At 67.1% G+C, this 17,621-nt stretch carries 12 protein-coding genes; 8 read left to right on the forward strand and 4 right to left on the reverse strand.

Features of this window, described 5'->3' with window-relative positions:
* Positions 1-55: 55 nt before the first annotated feature.
* On the reverse strand, positions 56-1,327 hold the full coding sequence (locus QX108_RS02980; RefSeq protein ID WP_315778908.1) for a hypothetical protein: 1,272 nt from the start codon (positions 1,325-1,327) through the stop codon (positions 56-58).
* Between the two features lie 138 nt (positions 1,328-1,465).
* Here QX108_RS02980 and glmU point away from each other — a divergent pair, with 138 nt between their 5' ends.
* Positions 1,466-2,812 carry a bifunctional UDP-N-acetylglucosamine diphosphorylase/glucosamine-1-phosphate N-acetyltransferase GlmU gene (gene glmU / locus QX108_RS02985; protein ID WP_315778905.1) on the forward strand — a complete coding sequence of 449 codons (1,347 nt, stop codon included), beginning with the start codon at positions 1,466-1,468 and terminating at the stop codon, positions 2,810-2,812.
* A 229-nt stretch (positions 2,813-3,041) separates the two neighbouring features.
* Here glmU and QX108_RS02990 read toward each other — a convergent pair whose 3' ends face one another.
* A complete protein-coding gene (locus QX108_RS02990) occupies positions 3,042-3,269 on the reverse strand; it encodes a hypothetical protein (RefSeq protein ID WP_315778903.1) in 228 nt (75 codons plus the stop codon).
* 230 nt (positions 3,270-3,499) lie between these two features.
* Here QX108_RS02990 and glmS point away from each other — a divergent pair, with 230 nt between their 5' ends.
* The 3 genes from glmS (at position 3,500) to QX108_RS03005 (ending at position 7,299) form a co-directional block, all read left to right on the forward strand.
* Positions 3,500-5,326: a glutamine--fructose-6-phosphate transaminase (isomerizing) gene (gene glmS / locus QX108_RS02995; RefSeq protein WP_315720054.1), complete on the forward strand. Its 1,827-nt coding sequence runs from the start codon at positions 3,500-3,502 to the stop codon at positions 5,324-5,326.
* Positions 5,327-5,454: 128 nt separating this feature from the next.
* Positions 5,455-6,354 carry a LysE family translocator gene (locus QX108_RS03000; RefSeq protein ID WP_315799386.1) on the forward strand — a complete coding sequence of 300 codons (900 nt, stop codon included), beginning with the start codon at positions 5,455-5,457 and terminating at the stop codon, positions 6,352-6,354.
* Between the two features lie 153 nt (positions 6,355-6,507).
* Entirely contained in the window at positions 6,508-7,299 is a 792-nt protein-coding gene (locus tag QX108_RS03005; protein ID WP_315720056.1) for a DUF502 domain-containing protein, read from the forward strand.
* A 53-nt stretch (positions 7,300-7,352) separates the two neighbouring features.
* Here the strand turns inward: QX108_RS03005 and QX108_RS03010 are convergent, their stop codons facing one another.
* Positions 7,353-7,730: a VOC family protein gene (locus tag QX108_RS03010; protein WP_315720057.1), complete on the reverse strand. Its 378-nt coding sequence runs from the start codon at positions 7,728-7,730 to the stop codon at positions 7,353-7,355.
* Positions 7,731-8,005: 275 nt separating this feature from the next.
* On the opposite strand from QX108_RS03010, the gene QX108_RS03015 reads away from it, so the two are divergent.
* Complete coding sequence (locus QX108_RS03015; RefSeq protein WP_315778899.1) at positions 8,006-9,886, forward strand: autotransporter domain-containing protein; 1,881 nt, start codon at positions 8,006-8,008, stop codon at positions 9,884-9,886.
* Positions 9,887-10,057: 171 nt separating this feature from the next.
* Positions 10,058-10,909: an NAD(P)-dependent oxidoreductase gene (locus QX108_RS03020; RefSeq protein ID WP_315778897.1), complete on the forward strand. Its 852-nt coding sequence runs from the start codon at positions 10,058-10,060 to the stop codon at positions 10,907-10,909.
* Between the two features lie 200 nt (positions 10,910-11,109).
* On the opposite strand, the gene recG is transcribed toward QX108_RS03020, so the two are convergent.
* Entirely contained in the window at positions 11,110-13,212 is a 2,103-nt protein-coding gene (gene recG / locus QX108_RS03025; protein WP_315778895.1) for an ATP-dependent DNA helicase RecG, read from the reverse strand.
* Between the two features lie 198 nt (positions 13,213-13,410).
* Here recG and QX108_RS03030 point away from each other — a divergent pair, with 198 nt between their 5' ends.
* The gene (locus QX108_RS03030; RefSeq protein ID WP_315778893.1) at positions 13,411-13,698 is read left to right on the forward strand and encodes a succinate dehydrogenase assembly factor 2; all 288 of its coding nucleotides are present in this window, start codon (positions 13,411-13,413) and stop codon (positions 13,696-13,698) included.
* Positions 13,698-17,213 (forward strand): transcription-repair coupling factor, encoded by a 3,516-nt coding sequence (gene mfd / locus QX108_RS03035; protein WP_315778891.1) that lies wholly within the window; start codon positions 13,698-13,700, stop codon positions 17,211-17,213. The genes QX108_RS03030 and mfd overlap by 1 nt, the downstream gene beginning before the upstream one ends.
* The last annotated feature ends 408 nt before the right edge of the window (positions 17,214-17,621 follow it).

Consider the following 17,621-nt stretch of genomic DNA (forward strand, 5'->3'; position numbering starts at 1 on the left):
ACGGACCGCTTTCACAGTCCGCCGCAACCGCCTTGCCGGATGGGATGATTCGAGCTCAGGAGCGGCGGAAGAACGACGACAGCGTCGACGGCTGCTCGGGCTTGGGCGCCTCCTGCGGCGGCGCCGGGGGCGGCGCTGCTGCGGCCGGCGGCTCCTCGCGGCGGCCATGGCGCTGCTGTTGCTGGGCCTGCGGCTGCAGCACGCGCCGGCGCTGTGCCGGGACCGGCTTCGCTGCCGCCGCCGGCGCGGCGGGTTTGGCCTCGCCGCCCTCGGGCTCTTCGCCGACGGCCAGACGTTGGCCGTCATACACCGTGGTTTCGCAAGGGCGCTGGGTTTCGGCCAGGGCGGCGCAGATCCGGGCCGCTGCCGCTGCATCCGTCAGCGGGCCGGCACCGAGCCGCAGCTGCATGCCGGGGCCGCCACGGCCCTCCTTCAGCATGATGATCGGCTTCAGCGCTGCGAGGTCGGCATTGTTCTTCGCCAACCCCCGCCACAGCGCTCGCAGGCCGCCGATGGAGTTGGCGCCGCCGAGATCGACCGCGAATTCGGTCCTCTGGACCGCCATCACCGCGGGCTCCGCCGTGTCGGCGCCCTTGGCGGCGGGGGGCTCGGTCGGATCGGCCTTGGCGAGCCGTTCCGCTTCAGCCGGCTTCGCGGCCGGTTCCACGGCCTGCGGTTTGGAGCCGGCAGCGGCAACGGTCGCCGGTGCCGGCGCGCCCGCAGGAGCGGGCGGTGTCGTCGCCACCGCGCCAGTGGGACTGGCTCCAAGCGAGCCGCCAGGGATGGGCATGAACGGCGACAGGTTGCCGAAGGCGGGCAGCGGGCCCGGCGGTGGGGAACCCGGCGCTGCCGGCTGCGGCGCCTGCGAATCGACCGCCGCGATCTGCGGCTGCGGCGTCGATTTGGTGCCGGCTGCCTGATTCGCCGCGGGCTGGGGGCTCTGCTTGGCCAGCGCACCGGTGACGGAGTCCAGTCCCTGCTCCAGCACGGTCACACGCGCATAGAGCCGATCCCGATCGGTGTTGAGCGTCTCGATCGCCGCCCCGAGCTGGCGGGCCTCGCTCTGGGTGTCCCGCGCGAGCGACTGCAGGAGCTGGGCCTGGCGCGAGAGGTCAGCCGCGGAAATACGGTCCTTGCGCCATCCCTGCGCCGTCTGATTGGCGAAAATGGCAAGCCCGACGGCACCGACCGCACCCGCACCCCACCAGCCGAGCCGCCACATCGCGCGCCGATCGAGCTCGTTCTCATCGGCAAACAGTCCGGACAGCGTTCCGCCGGTCTTTTCAGCTCCATGCACGCCGGCTGATTTGTGGGAGTCCTTAGCCATGAACCTGCCTTAATCGAATCACGAAGCGAACATTAACAGGAAAACCCGTATGGGTTTCAGGGGGTGCAGGTTTGCTGCGCGGGCAAAACGATTTATGACAGCGGCCCGTGTGCCACTCAGCCATTTCCAGGGTGCTTGATGACCGCTCGATCCAGTCTGACCATCGTGCTTGCGGCAGGCGAGGGCACGCGGATGCGCACGAGCCTGCCCAAGGTGCTGCATCCGATCGCCGGCGAATCGTTGCTCGCCCACGTGCTGGCGGCCGCGCCGAAAGGCGACGGTGCCCGCATCGCGGTCGTGATCGGGCCGGAGCACAGCGCCGTCGAGAAGGAAGCGAGGCGTCTGCGTTCCGACGCCGACATCTTCGTGCAGCGCGAGCGGCTCGGCACCGCGCATGCGGTGCTGGCCGCGCGTGAGGCGATCGCGCGCGGCGCGGATGACCTGCTGGTTGTGTTCGGCGATACGCCGTTGATCACGGCCGAAACCTTCGCGCGGCTGCGCGCGCCGCTGGCCAAGGGCGCCGCGCTCGCGGTGCTCGGCTTTCGCGCCGCTGATCCGACCGGCTATGGGCGCCTGCTGCTGGAGGGATCCAAGCTCGTGGCGATCCGCGAGCAGGCCGATGCGTCGGAGGCCGAGCGGGCGATCACGCTGTGCAATGCCGGCGTGATGGCGATGGACGGCCATCGCGCGCTCGCCATCCTGGACAGGATCGGGAACGCCAACAGCAAAGGCGAATATTATCTCGTCGACGCCGTGGCGATCGCGCGCGAGCAGGGCCTGGACGCCGTCGTCATCGAGACCTCCGAGGACGAGGTGCGCGGCATCAATACCAAGGCGCAGCTCGCGCAGGCCGAGGCGGTGATGCAGACCCGGCTGCGCCGCGCGGCGATGGAGGCCGGCGTGACGCTGATCGCGCCGGAGACGGTCTATCTCGCCGCCGACACCACCTTCGGCAGGGATGTCACGATCGAGCCGTTCGTGGTGATCGGACCCGGCGTCTCGATCGGCGACGGCGCGGTGGTGCATTCGTTCTCGCACATCGTGCAATCGAAGTTGGGCCGCAACAGCCTGCTGGGACCGTTCGCGCGGCTGCGACCCGGGACGTCATTGGGCGACGGCGCCAAGATCGGCAATTTCGTCGAGGCCAAGGCCGCCGTGCTCGAGCCGGGCGTAAAGGTCAATCACCTGTCCTACATCGGCGATGCGCATGTCGGCGCCAACGCCAACATCGGCGCCGGCACCATCACCTGCAACTATGACGGCTTCAACAAGCACAAGACGAACATCGGTGAGGGCGCCTTCATCGGCACCAACACCTCGCTCGTGGCGCCGATCAACGTCGGCGCGCGCGCCTATATCGGCTCGGGATCGGTGATCACCCGCGACGTGCCCGATGATGCGCTGGCGCTCGAGCGCAGCCCGCAGACGACGCGGGAGGGGGCGGCGGCGCGTTTCCGGACCGCGAAGCAGCGCCAGAAGAAGTAGACGCGGGGAAGGGAAGGCGAGCTTGGAGCTCGGTCAGCTGGTATTTGATCTGGCCAGAGAGGTGCTGATCGCGACCGCGCGGCTGGGAACGTTCTCCGGCCGCATGCCCTACGGCGCGATCGGCCTCGCTCCGGCACGGGAGATCATGCTCCTCACCGGCATCGGTCTCTGGGCGTTGGCCGGTGCGATCGCCTGGGCTTGGCCGCTTCGATGCGCGCGCTGCGCGAAGCTAGTCCTTCTCGTCCAGGAACTCGGCGAACATCTCGCGGGTCAGGCGCCAGCCGCGGCGGGTGGCGTGCTTGACGGGCTCGTTGGTGTGATGCCTGACCGGCATTGGTTTCAGCTCATGGCCCATGGTCGGCGGCGGCCAGTGCGCGAGATGGCTGCCGGACGTGGGATGCGACAGGCTCAGCGAGCTGGCGCCTTTGGGATCAGTTGGGCGACGGGTATAGGTCATGGCGTCCTCTCCGACGCGACAGTTTCACCGGGTAAGCGTTGAGCTGGCGTTAAGGCCGCGGTGAGCCGGACCTCCGCATCGGACCGGAGTTGCGCGCCGGCCGCGCGGTTAAGCCTTCCACTTAACCCTGTCGCAATCCGCAATAATTATTGAATCCTGAAAGCGCGCGGTTTTCGTTAAGACAATGCCACGCATTTGAATCTCTCTCGACGATTTGGGGACTAGCGCTGATGTGCGGAATCATCGGGATCCTGGGACGCGGGCCGGTCGCCGAGCATCTCGTCGATTCCCTGAAACGTCTGGAATATCGCGGCTACGACTCCGCCGGTGTTGCGACGCTCGAGGGCGATCACCTCGATCGCCGGCGCGCCGAGGGTAAGCTGAAGAATCTCGAGAAGCGGCTGGAGCGGGAGCCGCTGAAAGGGCACGCCGGCATCGGCCACACCCGCTGGGCGACGCACGGCAAGCCGACCGAAGGCAATGCCCATCCGCACGCAACTGACAACGTCGCTGTCGTTCATAACGGCATCATCGAGAACTTCCGCGAACTACGTGCCGAGCTCGAGAAGCAGGGCGCCAGGTTCTCCTCGGAGACCGACACCGAGACGGTCGTCCACCTCGTCAATTCCTATCTCTTGCAGGGTCACACGCCGCAGCAGGCCGTGGCGGCGTCGCTGCCGCAGCTGAAGGGCGCGTTCGCGCTGGCCTTCCTGTTCAAGGGCCACGGCAACCTGCTGATCGGCGCCCGCAAGGGCTCGCCGCTGGCGCTTGGCTATGGCGACGGCGAGATGTTCCTCGGCTCGGACGCGATCGCATTGGCGCCGTTCACCGATACGATCAGCTATCTCGACGATGGCGACTGGGTCGAGATCACCCGCGACTCCGGCATCATCCATGACGTCTCGGGCGCTGTTGTGAAGCGCGACGTGCTGAAGTCGGGCGCGTCGTCCTTCCTGGTCGACAAGGCCAACTACCGCCACTTCATGGCCAAGGAGATCCACGAGCAGCCGGAGGTCGTCGGCCATACGCTCGCGCGCTACGTCGACATGGGCACCGAGCGCGTGATGCTGCCGGCGCGGCTGCCGTTCGACTTCAAGGACATCCAGCGCATCTCGATCACCGCCTGCGGCACCGCGAGCTATGCCGGCTTCGTCGCCAAATACTGGTTCGAGCGCTTCGCGCGCGTGCCCGTGGAGCTCGACGTCGCCTCCGAGTTCCGCTACCGCGAGGCGCCGCTGCGCAAGGGCGATCTCGCCATCTTCATCTCGCAGTCGGGCGAGACCGCCGACACCTTGGCGGCGCTGCGCTATGCCAAGTCGCAGGGCGTGCACACGCTGTCGGTCGTCAACGTGCCGACCTCGACGATCGCGCGCGAGAGCGAGATCGTGATGCCGACGCTCGCCGGTCCCGAGATCGGCGTCGCCTCGACCAAGGCCTTCACCTGTCAGCTGATGGTGCTGGCGGCGCTGGCGATTGCCGCCGGCCGCGGCCGCGGCGAACTCTCCGAAGCCGATGAGACCAAGCTTGTGCATGGCCTCGTCGAGGTGCCGCGCCTGATCGCGGCGGCGCTGACCACTGAGCCGCAGATCGAGAAGCTGGCGCGCGAGATCGCCAAGTCGAAGGACGTGCTCTATCTCGGCCGCGGCACCTCCTATCCGCTGGCGCTCGAAGGCGCGCTGAAGCTGAAGGAGATCTCCTACATCCATGCCGAGGGCTATGCCGCCGGCGAGCTCAAGCACGGCCCGATCGCGCTGATCGACGAGACCATGCCGGTCGTCGTGATCGCGCCCTATGACAAGGTGTTCGAGAAGACGGTGTCGAACATGCAGGAGGTCGCCGCGCGCGGCGGCAACATCATCCTGATGACCGACGCCAAGGGTGCCGAGGAGGCGACCGTGGACTCGCTGGTGACGATCACCATGCCCGACATGGCCGCGACCTTCACGCCGATCGTGTACGCGATCCCGGTGCAGCTGCTGGCGTATCACACCGCCGTGGTGATGGGCACCGACGTCGACCAGCCGCGCAATCTCGCGAAGTCGGTGACGGTGGAGTAGATCAGCCGCCGCTCCTACGAAGCGATGCTCTCGCATCGCCTTGAACCCGCAGGGCGTGAGGCGCGACGCCGCCTCCGCCCCTTCAGTGTCATCCCGGAGAACGCCGGGATCCAGAGCTACCGTGCTTTGTGGCTGGCACCTCTGGCAGATCCAGCCTGCCTCAAATCACCTTTTGGGAGTATGGTTCCCGGATCTGCGCCCGCCAACGCTGTCGCGTTGCCGGGCTTGTCCGGGACGACAGCGTTTTTTTATTCGCGCTCACCCGTCATTCGGGCGCGAGCCTGCGATCGTTCTTCGAATGGCGCGGCAGTCGTGGCAAACTCGGTGGCGCTTGCCATCTGAGCGGCAATCCGACATCAGCGTCGGACGATGCCGCGGCAGTGGTCGGCGTCTACTCCGTCACGGGACTCTCGATGGCTCTCGACACCTGGATGCTGTTCCTGCTCACCAGCATCGGCATCTCGCTCACGCCGGGGCCGAATGGCCTATTGGCCCTGACGCACGGCGCGCTGCATGGCGGGCGCAAGACGCTGTTCACGATCGCCGGCGGCCTGATCGGCTTCGTCCTGATCATCGCGCTGTGCATGTTCGGCATCGGCGCGCTGGTGCAGTCGTCGATCACCTGGCTCGTGGTGCTGAAATGGATCGGCGGGCTCTATCTCGCCTGGCTCGGCATCAAGCTGTGGCGATCGCCACCGGTGGCGGTCGATATCGGCCATGCGACCGTCAAAGCCGGCGGGCATCAGCTCTTTCGTCAGGGCTTTCTGACCGCTGCGACCAATCCCAAATGCCTGCTGTTCTTCAGCGCCTTGTTGCCGCAGTTCATCGACCCCGATCGCAGCCTTCTCGGGCAGTTCGCGATCGTTGCCTTGACATACACGGTCACGGAGTTCCTGACCGAGGTCGCGATCGCCAGCGCCGCCGCCCGGGTGCGTCCTTGGCTCGCCAGGGCCGGACGCCGCTTCAATCAGGTCTGCGGCGGCATCTTTGTGGCGGTCGGTCTGGCCCTGCCGCTGCGCAGCGCCTAGCGGGCTGATTTCCGACGTTTTTGGAGCCGGGGCAGGGGCGGCCAGCCCGCCACATGCGGGGGCAAAGCGTCCAGCTGTGTCTGAAAGAGGGCCTTGCCCTTCCAAAAATCTGCTAAGAGCCTAGCTGAGATCTGATCCGACCTGGAAGTTCGCATGAGTTCCCGCGACGACGTGCCGCCTGAGACCGATCCCTTGGCCGAAGCCCCGGCCGAGACGCCCCACCATGGGCTGATGTTTCGCTTTCGCAACTATTTCCTGACCGGCCTCGTGGTCGCCGGACCCGTCGCGATCACCCTCTATCTCACCTGGTGGTTCGTGACCTGGGTCGACGGCCTGGTGCGTCCGTTCGTGCCGCTGGCCTACCGCCCTGAGACCTATCTGCCGTTTGGCGTGCCTGGTTCGGGGCTGATCGTGGCCGTGATCGGCCTGACCCTGGTCGGCTTTCTCGCGGCCAATCTGATCGGTCGCACGCTGGTCGATCTGGGCGAGCGGCTGCTCGGCCGCATCCCGGCCGTACGGGCGATCTATCGCGGCCTGAAGCAGGTCTTCGAGACGCTGTTCTCCGGCAAGGGGTCGAGCCTGCGCCGCGTCGGCCTGGTCGAGTTTCCCTCGCCGGGGATGTGGTCGATCGTGCTGATCTCGCAGCCGCCGAGCCTGGAGATTGCGAACCGGCTGCCGGGCGAGGACGAGCAGATCTCGGTGTTCCTGCCATGCGCGCCGAACCCGACCACCGGCTTCTTCTTCTATCTGCCGAGGAGCAAGATCATCGAGGTCGACATGAGCGCCGAGGATGCAGCGACCTTGATCATGTCCTGCGGCGTGGTGCAGCCCGGCTCCGATCCGCAGAAGAAGGCCGCGGCGCTCGCCACCATGGCCAACGCCGCGCGCATCGCCAACAGCCCGGCCCAGCCATCGCCGCAGCTCGAGCCGGCCAAGGTCGACTGATCCTTCGCTCTCACCGTCTCCGGAGGATCGATGGAAGTCGAGCCCAGGGCCCGCTAGCCCGCATCCTGCGGAACGAATACGCGCAGCCGATGCCCATCCGGATCGAGCGCGACGAAGGTGGTGCCGAAATCCATCCGCGTCGGCGCCTGGATGATGGTGAGGCCGCGTGCCGCCCAGTCATCGTGAAGGCGCTCGACCTCGCCGGAATCGGCGACCGTGAACGCGACCTCGCTGAATCCGGCCGCGCCGGTGGCGGCCGGCTCCACCGTGTGCCGCGACCACAAGCCGAGCATCACGCCCTCGCGCAGCGGCAGCATCGCGAAGGTCGGCGATTGCTCGATGACGGGCAGGCCGAGCAGGTCGGCGTAGAAGGCCGCGCTCGTCGCGGGGGCGTCGACATAGAGGAGCAGGAAGCTGAAGTCGGCGGGCATTGGCATTCTCCGTGCGGCGCCGGCAGCGGCGCCTGCGCGAAGGCATTAGCCCAGCCTCCTGCCAGATCCTGTCAGCAGTCTTCGTCACCATGTTCAACGCCGTCTCGTGCGCCAGGCGCGCAGACGTCCGCATGACGGCGCCTTGCGCTGCATGATGATGCGCGAAAGGCACAGGCCCCGTTGACCTCGCCGCTACAACCGACAGGCGGTGGTGTTGCAATCCGTCGCCATGGAAACATCCGGCAAACAAAGATGTGGCGTTGGGGAGGCGCGTAATGAAGCCTGCAAGTCGGACGTCGTTGTGGTGCGTCGTTGCACTGTCGGGAGCGTGGTTGCAGCTCTCCGGGCCGGTATCGGCCCAGACTGCCTACACGCGAATCCAGGCCTTTGGCGACAGCTACGCCGACACGGGCAATCTCTGGACCTTCACCGGCGGGGCGGGCAAGCTGCCGCTCTATCCGACCGGGCGCTTCAGCGGCGGCACCAATTTCGTCGACACGACCTCGGCGCTGCTCGGCATCCCCCAGCTCAACTATGCCATCGGCGGCGCCATGGCCGGCAACACCAACGTGGTCGCGCCCGGCATTCCCGGCTTCTTCCAGGAGTGGAGCGGACTGACCGGATTCTCCGGCAAGATCTCGTCGACCGATCTGGTCGAGATTTCGATCGGCGGCAACGACGCGCGCGCCTACTACCGCGCGGGCGGATCGCTCGCCGGTGCGCCGGCTGCAGCAGCGGTCACGGCGCAGCAGGCCATGGCCGGCGTCAATGCGCTGGTCGGAGACGGCGCTCGTACCATCGTGTTCACGGTGGGCGACGTCAGCACCTTGCCGGAGGCCGTCGGCAACGCCAATGCGCCGGCCGGCAAGGCCTACAGCACGACCTATAACGGCCTGATGCAATCGTCGCTTGCGGCGGTGGCGCGCTCCGGCGTGCGTGTCGAATATGTCGATACCGGACTGGTCGGCACGCTGATCCAGGCCAATCCGCAGCGCTACGGCTTCAGCAATGTCGGCGCTTGTCCGGTGGCCTGCATCGGCAATCCGGCGCTGCAGAACCAGTATCTGTTCTATGTCGACGGCGTGCATCTGACCTCGCATGGTTTCGAGGTGCTCGGCCAGTACATCGTCAACCGCCTCAACGCACCGCTGACCTTCGCGCCGCAGGGCGAGGTGGCGTCGATCTCGGCGATGGGCTTCGCCTCGACTCTGTTCGGCAAGCTCGACATGTTCCGCGAGACGGCGGGCTTCCCGCCGTCGGCGATGAACTCCTATGCCGCATTGGGCCGGCCGGCTCACGTCAAGGCGCCGCCGCTCGCGCCGGTCAGCCCGTGGTCGTTCTACATGCAGGGCAATGGCAGTCTCAGCGACCGCCAGGGCAACGTCGCCTCGAACGGCTTCAATCTCGACAGCATCGGCGGCACCATCGGCGTCGAGTATCGGCTGTCGGCGAACGCCATGATCGGCACCGCGTTCGACTATTCCAATCCGCGGGCGCGGCTGTTCAACAACACCGGCACGACGGATGCCAATTCCTATCAGTTCGGCCTCTATGGCGCCTGGGCCAGCCGCAGCCTGTTTGCCGAAGGTCTCGCCACCATCGGCCACCAGGACTATCGCAACACCCGGCCGGGCGTGGTCGATACCATCACCTCCAATCCCGGCGGCACGACCTTCGTCGCGGCGGGCAAGATCGGCTATCTGTTCGATGCCGGCTCTGCGAAAATGGGACCGATCGGCGGGCTGACCTATGCCCGCGCCCGCGTCGACGGCTTCACCGAGGCGGGAGATCCCGCACTGACGCTCACGGTGGGCTCGCAGACCGCCGAGACCCTCATCGGCAGCGTCGGCGTGCAGTTGCGCACCCCGTTCCAGGTGCAGGGTGCCACCATCCATCCCTATCTCAACCTGACGCTCGATGACGACATCGTCGGCAATGGTCGCCTGATCCAGTACAGCGCGACCTCGGCGCCCCTGATCGTCAACAACTGGACGGTCCCGAACGGCACCTCGCACAACGTCTATGGCCGGGTGAGCGCGGGCGTGGTGGCGCCGTTCTGGAGCAACGTGGCGCTGACCGCGAACGTCTCGCGCACCATCGGACGCACTGGCGGCGACGATTTCTACGGCAGCGGAGGCTTGAAGATCTCGTTCTGAAGGTCAGCCACGGCGGCCAGCGTTCTTTGGGGGCTCTGAGGGGGGCGGCGCTGACGTTGCGGCCAAGGCGAGGGCAGCCCGGAAGGGCTGCCCTTCGTTTTCGGGCCTTCAGTTCCGTCATGGGCTGCGGATATTCTTCGATGCGCATCGATCGACTCGGAGACCGCCATCATGCCCCCCAGCATTGCCGTCATCGCACCGGGCGCCATGGGCAGCGCCATCGCCGCCCGCCTGGTGGAGCACGGCTGCAAGGTGTTGACCTCGCTCGAAGGGCGCAGTCGCGCGACGCAGGCGAGAGCGGCCGCCTCCGGCATGAGCGCCGCGAACGATAGCGAGATCGTCAATGCCGACATCATCCTGTCGATCGTGCCGCCGGGCGAGGCCGTGGCGCTGGCCGAGCAGCTTGCGACGGCCATCAACCGCAACGGCAAGAAACCCGTCGTCGTCGACTGCAATGCCGTCAACGTCGAGACCGTCAGGCGCATCCAGGATGTCGTGCTGTCGTCGGGCGCGCGCCTGGTCGACGCGGCCATCATCGGCCTGCCGCCGAAGCCCGGCACGAAGGGCCCGGCGTTCTATGTCAGCGGTGAGGCGGCCGCCGACATCGCCGTGCTGGGTGAGCTCGGGCTCGATGTGCGTGTGATCGACGGTCCGATCGGCGCCGCTTCGGCGCTGAAGATGTCCTATGCCGGCATCAACAAGGGCCTGACTGGGCTCGGTGCCGCGATGGTGCTGGCCGCAACGCGTGCCGGCGCCGCCGACGCATTGCGCGACGAGCTCGCGCTGAGCCTGCCCCACGTCCAGGCCCGGCTCGCCAACGCGCTGCCGGACATGTTGCCGAAAGCCTATCGCTGGGTCGCCGAAATGCGCGAGATCGCGGGCTTCCTGGGCGAGGATCATCCGGCGGCGCAGATCTACGAAGGCTTCGCACGGCTGTTCGAGCACATCGCGGCGGACGTGCAGGGCGAGGGGGCCGACGCGGCGCAGCTGGTGGCGTTTGCGGAGAGCTGCAAGGCGAAGTGAGCCTTCATCTCAGCTCGTCGTCCCGGGCAAGCTGCGATGCGCAAAGCGCGTCGCGGCGCTGACCCGGGACCCATACTCCGCGGCGGCTGTGAGGAGCGAAAAAGCCAATGGCCCGCCTGCCTCAAACTGCTGCCTGGGGGTATGGGTCCCGGCTCGGAGGCCGGGACGACAGCGGAGTTCGTTGAGGCACCTTCGGCCAATCACCCCGCCGTCAGCAGCGGGATCGCCTCGTCGCGTTCGTAGAGGTACAGCAGACACCGCAATGCCTCGCTGCGCGGGCCCTTCAGCTTGGGATCGTCCTTCAGGATGCGCAGCGCCTCGTCGCGCGCCTGGGTGATCAGCTGGGCATGCACCTCGGGGCGGGCGATGCGATAGCCGGGCAGGCCGCTCTGGCGGATGCCGAGCACGTCGCCTTCGCCGCGCAGCTTGAGGTCCTCCTCGGCGATGCGGAAGCCGTCGGTGGTCTCGCGGATGACGGCGAGCCGCGCCTTCGACATCGGCCCCAGCGGCTCGTGATAGAGCAGGATGCAGGTCGAGGCCTCCGCGCCGCGGCCGATGCGGCCGCGCAGCTGGTGCAACTGGGCGAGACCGAAGCGCTCGGCGTTCTCGATCACCATGATGCTCGCCGCGGGTACGTCGACGCCGACCTCGACGACCGTCGTGGCCACGAGCAGCCGCAGCTCATGGGCCGCGAAGCGGCCCATGACGTCGTCCTTCTCGCTGCCCTTCATCTTGCCGTGGACGAGGCCGACCTTGTCGCCGAAGCGCTCGCGCAGGCTCTCGAAGCGATCCGTCGCGTTGGTGAGATGATCGATGCCCTCGGCCTCGGATTCCTCGACCAGCGGGCAGATCCAGTACACCAGCTTGCCGGCGTCGAGCGCGCGGCCGACGGCGTCAATGACCTCGCCGAGCCTGACATCGGCGACGGCGCGGGTGTCGATCGGCTGGCGGCCGGCGGGCTTCTCGCGCAGCTCGGAAATGTCCATGTCGCCGAAATAGGTCAGCACCAGCGTCCGCGGGATCGGCGTTGCCGACAGCACCAGCACGTCGACGGCCTCGCCTTTCGACGTCAGCGCCAGCCGTTCGCGCACGCCGAAGCGGTGCTGCTCGTCGACGATGGCGAGCGCCAGCGACTTGAAGACGACGTCGTCCTGGATCAGCGCGTGCGTGCCGATCAGCAGGTCGATCTCGCCGGCTTCGAGCCGGGCGAGAATGTCGCGGCGTTCCTTGCCCTTCTCGCGCCCCGTGAGAATGGCGATGGTCATGCCGGCGCGCTCGGCCAGCGGCGTGATGGTCTTGGCATGCTGGCGCGCCAAAATCTCGGTCGGCGCCATCAGCGCCGCCTGCTTGCCGGCTTCGGCCACGGCGGCCGCCGCGAGCAGCGCCACCACCGTCTTGCCGGAGCCGACGTCGCCCTGCAGCAGCCTGAGCATGCGCACCGGCTTTTCGAGATCGGCCGCAATGGCGTCCATCGCCAGGCCTTGCGAGTTCGTCAACGCATAGGGCAGGGCGTCGATGATCCTGCGGCGCAGGTGGCCGTCCCCGGCATGGCGGTTGCCCGCGGGGCGGCGCAATTGCGCCCGCACCAGCGCCAGCGCCAATTGGCCGGCGAGCAGCTCGTCGAAGGCGAGGCGCGACCAGAACGGATTTTCAGGCAGGATGTCCGTCAGCTCCTGCGGCACGTGCACCCGATGCAGCGCGTCCTTCAGCGACGGGAAGCCGCAGCGCCGGAGCACCTCGGGGCTGATCCATTCCGGCAAATCGGGCAGCTTCGTCAGCGCCAATGCGATGGCGCGCCGCAGGGAGCCCAGGGCGAGGCCTTCGGTCAGCGGATAGACCGGGTCGATCCCTGACAGCTTGGCAAACCCCGCTTCATCGAGGATGCGGTCGGGATGCACGATCTGCGGAATGCCGTCATACATCTGCACCGTGCCGGAGACGTAGCGCTTGGCGCCGACCGGCAGCATCTTCTCGATGTAGTCGCCCTTGGGCCGGAAGAAGGTCAGCACGACGTCGCCGGTCTCGTCGCTGGCATAGACCAGATAGGGCGCGCGGGCGTTGCGCGACGGCCGATGGCGGTCGACCGTCACCTCCAGCGTCACCACGGTGCCGACCTCGGCGTCGCGCACCTTCGGCCGGTTGCGGCGGTCGATGACGCTGGCAGGCAGGTGCAGCAAGAGGTCGACGACGCGCGGCGTCTCGCTGCAGCTGAGCAGATAGCGCAGCAGCTTGTCCTGCTTCGGCCCGACTCCCGACAGGGTGGTGACCGGCGCGAACAGGGGATTGAGGACGCTAGGGCGCATGGACCGAACACTTAAAGCCGTTTGACGGTCGGAATAGCCGTGAATGCCGAGACATCCACCTCTTTTTTCGCCGGTTTCCGGCAAAAGCGGCATGCCGGTTCTGCGGCGGGGAGGGCTGACATAAGCCCCGCGCACCGCTATATCGAGCCGCGCCCGGCACAGTCCGGGCTTTCGGCGTTGTACTGCAGGGATACCGCGATGACAGGGACCACCCGATCAAGCCAAGGCCTCGACGACCGCCGCAAGCGGCTCCTGTTCCGTTGCTGGCATCGCGGCACCCGTGAGATGGACCTGATCCTCGGCCGCTTTGCCGACGCCGAGATCGGCACGCTCAGCGAGATCGAGCTGGCCGAGCTGGAGCAGCTCCTGGAGGTCCCCGACCCGGATTTCTATGCCGCGATCACCGGCGCCCGGCCGTTGCCGCCGGAGCAGACGCCGGCGCTGTTTGCGCGCATCAAGGCGTTCCGCGCGGTGGACGCCGATTGATGAAGAGCCCGGTCAAGTCGCCTGCCGAGCACCTCGCGCCGGGGCGCGCGCTTACGCTCGCCAATGTCGCCGAGGGCGCCGAAGGCCTCGTCGTCTCCGATCTGGCGCGTGCGATCGCCGCCCGGCCGAAGCCGCCGGCGGTCAGCCTTGCCGTGGTCTGCCGCGACGGCAATCGGATGCAGCAGCTGGCGCGGGCGCTCGATTTCTTCGCGCCGGATCTGCCGGTGATGCAGTTCCCGGCCTGGGACTGCCAGCCCTATGACCGTGTCTCGCCGCATGGCGGCATCCTGGCCCAGCGCGTGACCACGCTCGCCCGCCTGTCGCGTCTCGCGGGTAGCGACAAGCCGCTGATCGTGCTGACCACGGTCAACGCCATCGTGCAGCGGGTGCCGTCGCGCGACACCATGGCAGGCCAGGCGCTGTCGGTGGCGCCGGGCCATGTCGTGCCGATGGATTCCGTGGTCGCGTGGCTCGAGCACAACGGCTATGTCCGCGCCTCGACCGTGCGCGAGAGCGGCGAATATGCCGTGCGCGGCGGCATCCTCGATCTGTTTCCCGCCGGGCTCGATCAGCCCGTCCGGTTCGACTATTTCGGCGACAGCCTGGAATCGATCCGCACCTTCGACGCCGAGACGCAACGCACGCTGCTCGACATGCGTTCGCTCGATCTCGTGCCGGTCTCGGAATTCCAGCTGGTCACCGACACCATCCGCCGTTTCCGCATGGGCTATGTCGCCGAGTTCGGCGCGCCCGAGCGCGACGATGCGCTGTATGAGGCCGTCAGCGAAGGCCGCCGCTATCCCGGCATGGAGCACTGGCTGCCGCTGTTCCACGACAAGATGGAGACCTTGTTCGACTATCTGCCGAACACGCCGATCGTGATCGAGCCGCAGGGCGAGGACGCGGCGCGCGAGCGCTTCAAGCAGATCATCGACTATTACGATGCGCGCCGCGAGGCGATGGAGCATCCCGGCGGCGGTGCGATCTACAAGCCCCTGACGGTCGACCGTCTCTATCTGACGTCGTCCGAATGGGCCAACCGGCTCGCCGCCGTTCCGCTCGCAAAGGTGACGCCGTTCGCCGTGCCCGAGGGCGCCGGTGTCGTCGACATCGGCGCGCGGGCCGGCCGCAACTTCGCGCCCGAGCGCAACGACGCCTCGGTCAACGTGTTCGAGGCCGTGGTCGCGCATGTGCAGGCGCTGCAATCGGTGCGCAAGAAGGTGGTGATCGCGCTGTGGAGCGAAGGCTCGCGCGATCGCATGGCCAGCATGCTGAAGGATCACAAGCTGATCCACGTCACCAGCGTCAACACCTGGCGCGTCGTGCAGGCGACGCCGCGCAACGAGACCATGCTTGCGCTGCTCGGGCTGGAATCCGGCTTCGAGACCGACCAGATCGCGGTGATCTCCGAGCAGGACATTCTCGGCGACCGCCTGGTGCGGCCGCGCCGGGCGAGCCGCAAGCTCGACAATTTCATCTCGGAGGTGACGAGCCTCGCGATCGGCGACATCGTCGTCCACGTCGACCACGGCATCGGCCGCTTCGTCGGCTTGCAGACGCTGGAAGTCGCCGGCGCGCCGCATGACTGTCTCGAATTGCGCTATGCCGGCGAGACCAAGCTGTATCTGCCGGTCGAGAACATCGAGCTGTTGTCGCGCTACGGCTCCGACCAGACCAATGTCGAGCTCGACAAGCTCGGCGGCTCGGGCTGGCAGACCCGCAAGGCCAAGCTGAAGAACCGCATCCGCGAGATGGCCGGCGAGCTGATCAAGATCGCCGCCGAGCGCATGTTGCACGAGGCACCGAAGCTGCCGGTGCAGGCCGGCCTCTACGATGAGTTCTGCGCGCGCTTCCCCTATGACGAGACCGAGGATCAGCTCGCCGCGATCCAGGCGACGCTCGCCGATCTCGAAGCGGGCCGCCCGATGGATCGCCTCGTCTGCGGCGATGTCGGCTTCGGCAAGACCGAGGTGGCGCTGCGCGCGGCGTTCGCGGTCGCGCTCGACGGCAAGCAGGTCGCAGTCGTCGTGCCGACCACGCTGCTCGCGAGGCAGCACGCCAAAACTTTCACCGAGCGCTTCAAGGGCTTTCCGGTCAACGTCGCGCAGGCCTCGCGACTGGTCAGCACCAAGGAGCTCAACCAGGTCAAGAAGGGGCTCACCGACGGTTCGGTCGACATCGTCGTCGGCACCCATGCGCTGCTCGGCAAGTCGATCAAGTTCCGCGACCTCGGCCTCGTCATCGTCGACGAGGAGCAGCACTTCGGCGTCAGCCACAAGGAGCGGCTGAAACAGCTGCGCGCCGAAGTGCACGTGCTGACGCTGTCGGCGACGCCGATCCCGCGCACGCTACAACTTGCTTTGACCGGCGTGCGCGAGCTGTCGATCATCGCCTCGCCGCCGGTCGATCGTCTCGCCGTGCGCACCTTCGTCGCGCCGCATGATCCCGTCATGATCCGCGAGGCCTTGCTGCGCGAGCGCTATCGCGGCGGCCAGGCGTTCTACGTCGTGCCGCGCATCGACGATCTCGCCGAGGTCAAGGAGTTCCTCGACAAGACCGTGCCGGAGATGAAGGTCGCCGTCGCGCACGGCCAGATGGCGCCGACCGTGATCGAGGACATCATCTCCGCGTTCTACGACGGCAAGTTCGACATCCTCTTGTCGACCACCATCGTCGAATCCGGTCTCGACATCCCGCGCGCCAACACGCTGATCGTGCACCGCGCCGACATGTTCGGCCTGGCACAGCTCTATCAGCTGCGCGGCCGCGTCGGCCGCTCCAAGCTGCGCGCCTACGCGCTGTTCACCCTGCCGTCGACGCACAAGATCAGCGGTCAGGCCGAGAAGCGGCTCGGCGTGCTGCAATCGCTGGAGACGCTGGGCGCCGGCTTCCAGCTCGCCAGCCACGACCTCGACATCCGCGGCGCCGGCAATCTGCTCGGCGACGAGCAGTCCGGCCACATCAAGGAGGTCGGTTTCGAGCTCTATCAATCGATGCTGGAGGAGGCGATCGAGAACCTCAAGGCGGGGATCACCGAGCCGACCGTCGACCGCTGGTCGCCGCAGATCACCATCGGCATGCCCGTGCTGATTCCCGAGGACTACGTCTCCGATCTCTCGGTGCGGCTGTCGCTGTACCGTAGGCTCGCCGATCTCGAGACCGACGAGGAGATCGAGAATTTCGCCGCCGAACTGCGCGACCGCTTCGGCAAGCTGCCGGACGAGACCCGCTATCTGTTCAAGGTCGCCGCGATCAAGAACTACTGCCGCCGCGCCAATGTCGAGAAGGTCGACGCCGGCCCGAAGGGCGCCGTGATCGCCTTCCGCGACAACAGTTTTGCTTATCCCGAACGCCTGGTGGCCTTCATCAAGCGTCACGGCCAGGCCGCCAAGGTGCGGCCCGACATGAAGGTGGTGTTCCTGCAGGTGTGGGAGACGCCGGAGGAGCGGCTGGCGGGGACCACGGATATCCTCAAGGAGCTGGCTGAGCTCGCGGAGAAGAAGAAGGCGGCATGAGGCGCCGCCGGGTGAGCATCATCGAAGTTGCCAGCCGACATGTAGCGCGAAGCTCGCGATGAGAAACACCGAGACGATTGCAACGACGCTGACCCAATCGGTCTCGTCGCGGGATTGCCGGTTGTGCATGATGCCTGCTCCGCCTCGTCAGATGCCCTGAGCGATTGGCGGATTTCAGCAGACGAGTGGGGCGAATGCGCGATCTCAAGATGTACGCGGTTGGCTGAGACCGTGATCAATTCAAACAACGTCATTGCGGGCGCATCCATCAATGAGCTGCGGTACGGGGGGCAAAGCGGCAGCCGTCAGGCGGCAGCGTGCCCACCGTCGCGCGTCGCGTCGTGCCGTCAGATGGCGGGCACGGCGCCATCTGATGGCTCGCATGCGGCAAGACCTTGCATGCGCCTT

This window comes from Bradyrhizobium sp. SZCCHNR1002 (assembly GCF_032381435.1).
GTDB lineage: Bacteria > Pseudomonadota > Alphaproteobacteria > Rhizobiales > Xanthobacteraceae > Bradyrhizobium > Bradyrhizobium aeschynomenes.

What these genes read in the sequence shown, in the direction of transcription:
- QX108_RS03020 (WP_315778897.1), top strand. Translation starts at nt 10,058, where the DNA reads ATGCCCCCCAGCATTGCCGTCATCGCACCGGGCGCCATGGGCAGCGCC.
- recG (WP_315778895.1), bottom strand. Translation starts at nt 13,212, where the DNA reads ATGCGCCCTAGCGTCCTCAATCCCCTGTTCGCGCCGGTCACCACCCTG.
- glmS (WP_315720054.1), top strand. Translation starts at nt 3,500, where the DNA reads ATGTGCGGAATCATCGGGATCCTGGGACGCGGGCCGGTCGCCGAGCAT.
- QX108_RS03030 (WP_315778893.1), top strand. Translation starts at nt 13,411, where the DNA reads ATGACAGGGACCACCCGATCAAGCCAAGGCCTCGACGACCGCCGCAAG.
- QX108_RS03005 (WP_315720056.1), top strand. Translation starts at nt 6,508, where the DNA reads ATGAGTTCCCGCGACGACGTGCCGCCTGAGACCGATCCCTTGGCCGAA.
- QX108_RS03015 (WP_315778899.1), top strand. Translation starts at nt 8,006, where the DNA reads ATGAAGCCTGCAAGTCGGACGTCGTTGTGGTGCGTCGTTGCACTGTCG.
- QX108_RS03010 (WP_315720057.1), bottom strand. Translation starts at nt 7,730, where the DNA reads ATGCCCGCCGACTTCAGCTTCCTGCTCCTCTATGTCGACGCCCCCGCG.
- QX108_RS02990 (WP_315778903.1), bottom strand. Translation starts at nt 3,269, where the DNA reads ATGACCTATACCCGTCGCCCAACTGATCCCAAAGGCGCCAGCTCGCTG.
- mfd (WP_315778891.1), top strand. Translation starts at nt 13,698, where the DNA reads ATGAAGAGCCCGGTCAAGTCGCCTGCCGAGCACCTCGCGCCGGGGCGC.
- glmU (WP_315778905.1), top strand. Translation starts at nt 1,466, where the DNA reads ATGACCGCTCGATCCAGTCTGACCATCGTGCTTGCGGCAGGCGAGGGC.
- QX108_RS02980 (WP_315778908.1), bottom strand. Translation starts at nt 1,327, where the DNA reads ATGGCTAAGGACTCCCACAAATCAGCCGGCGTGCATGGAGCTGAAAAG.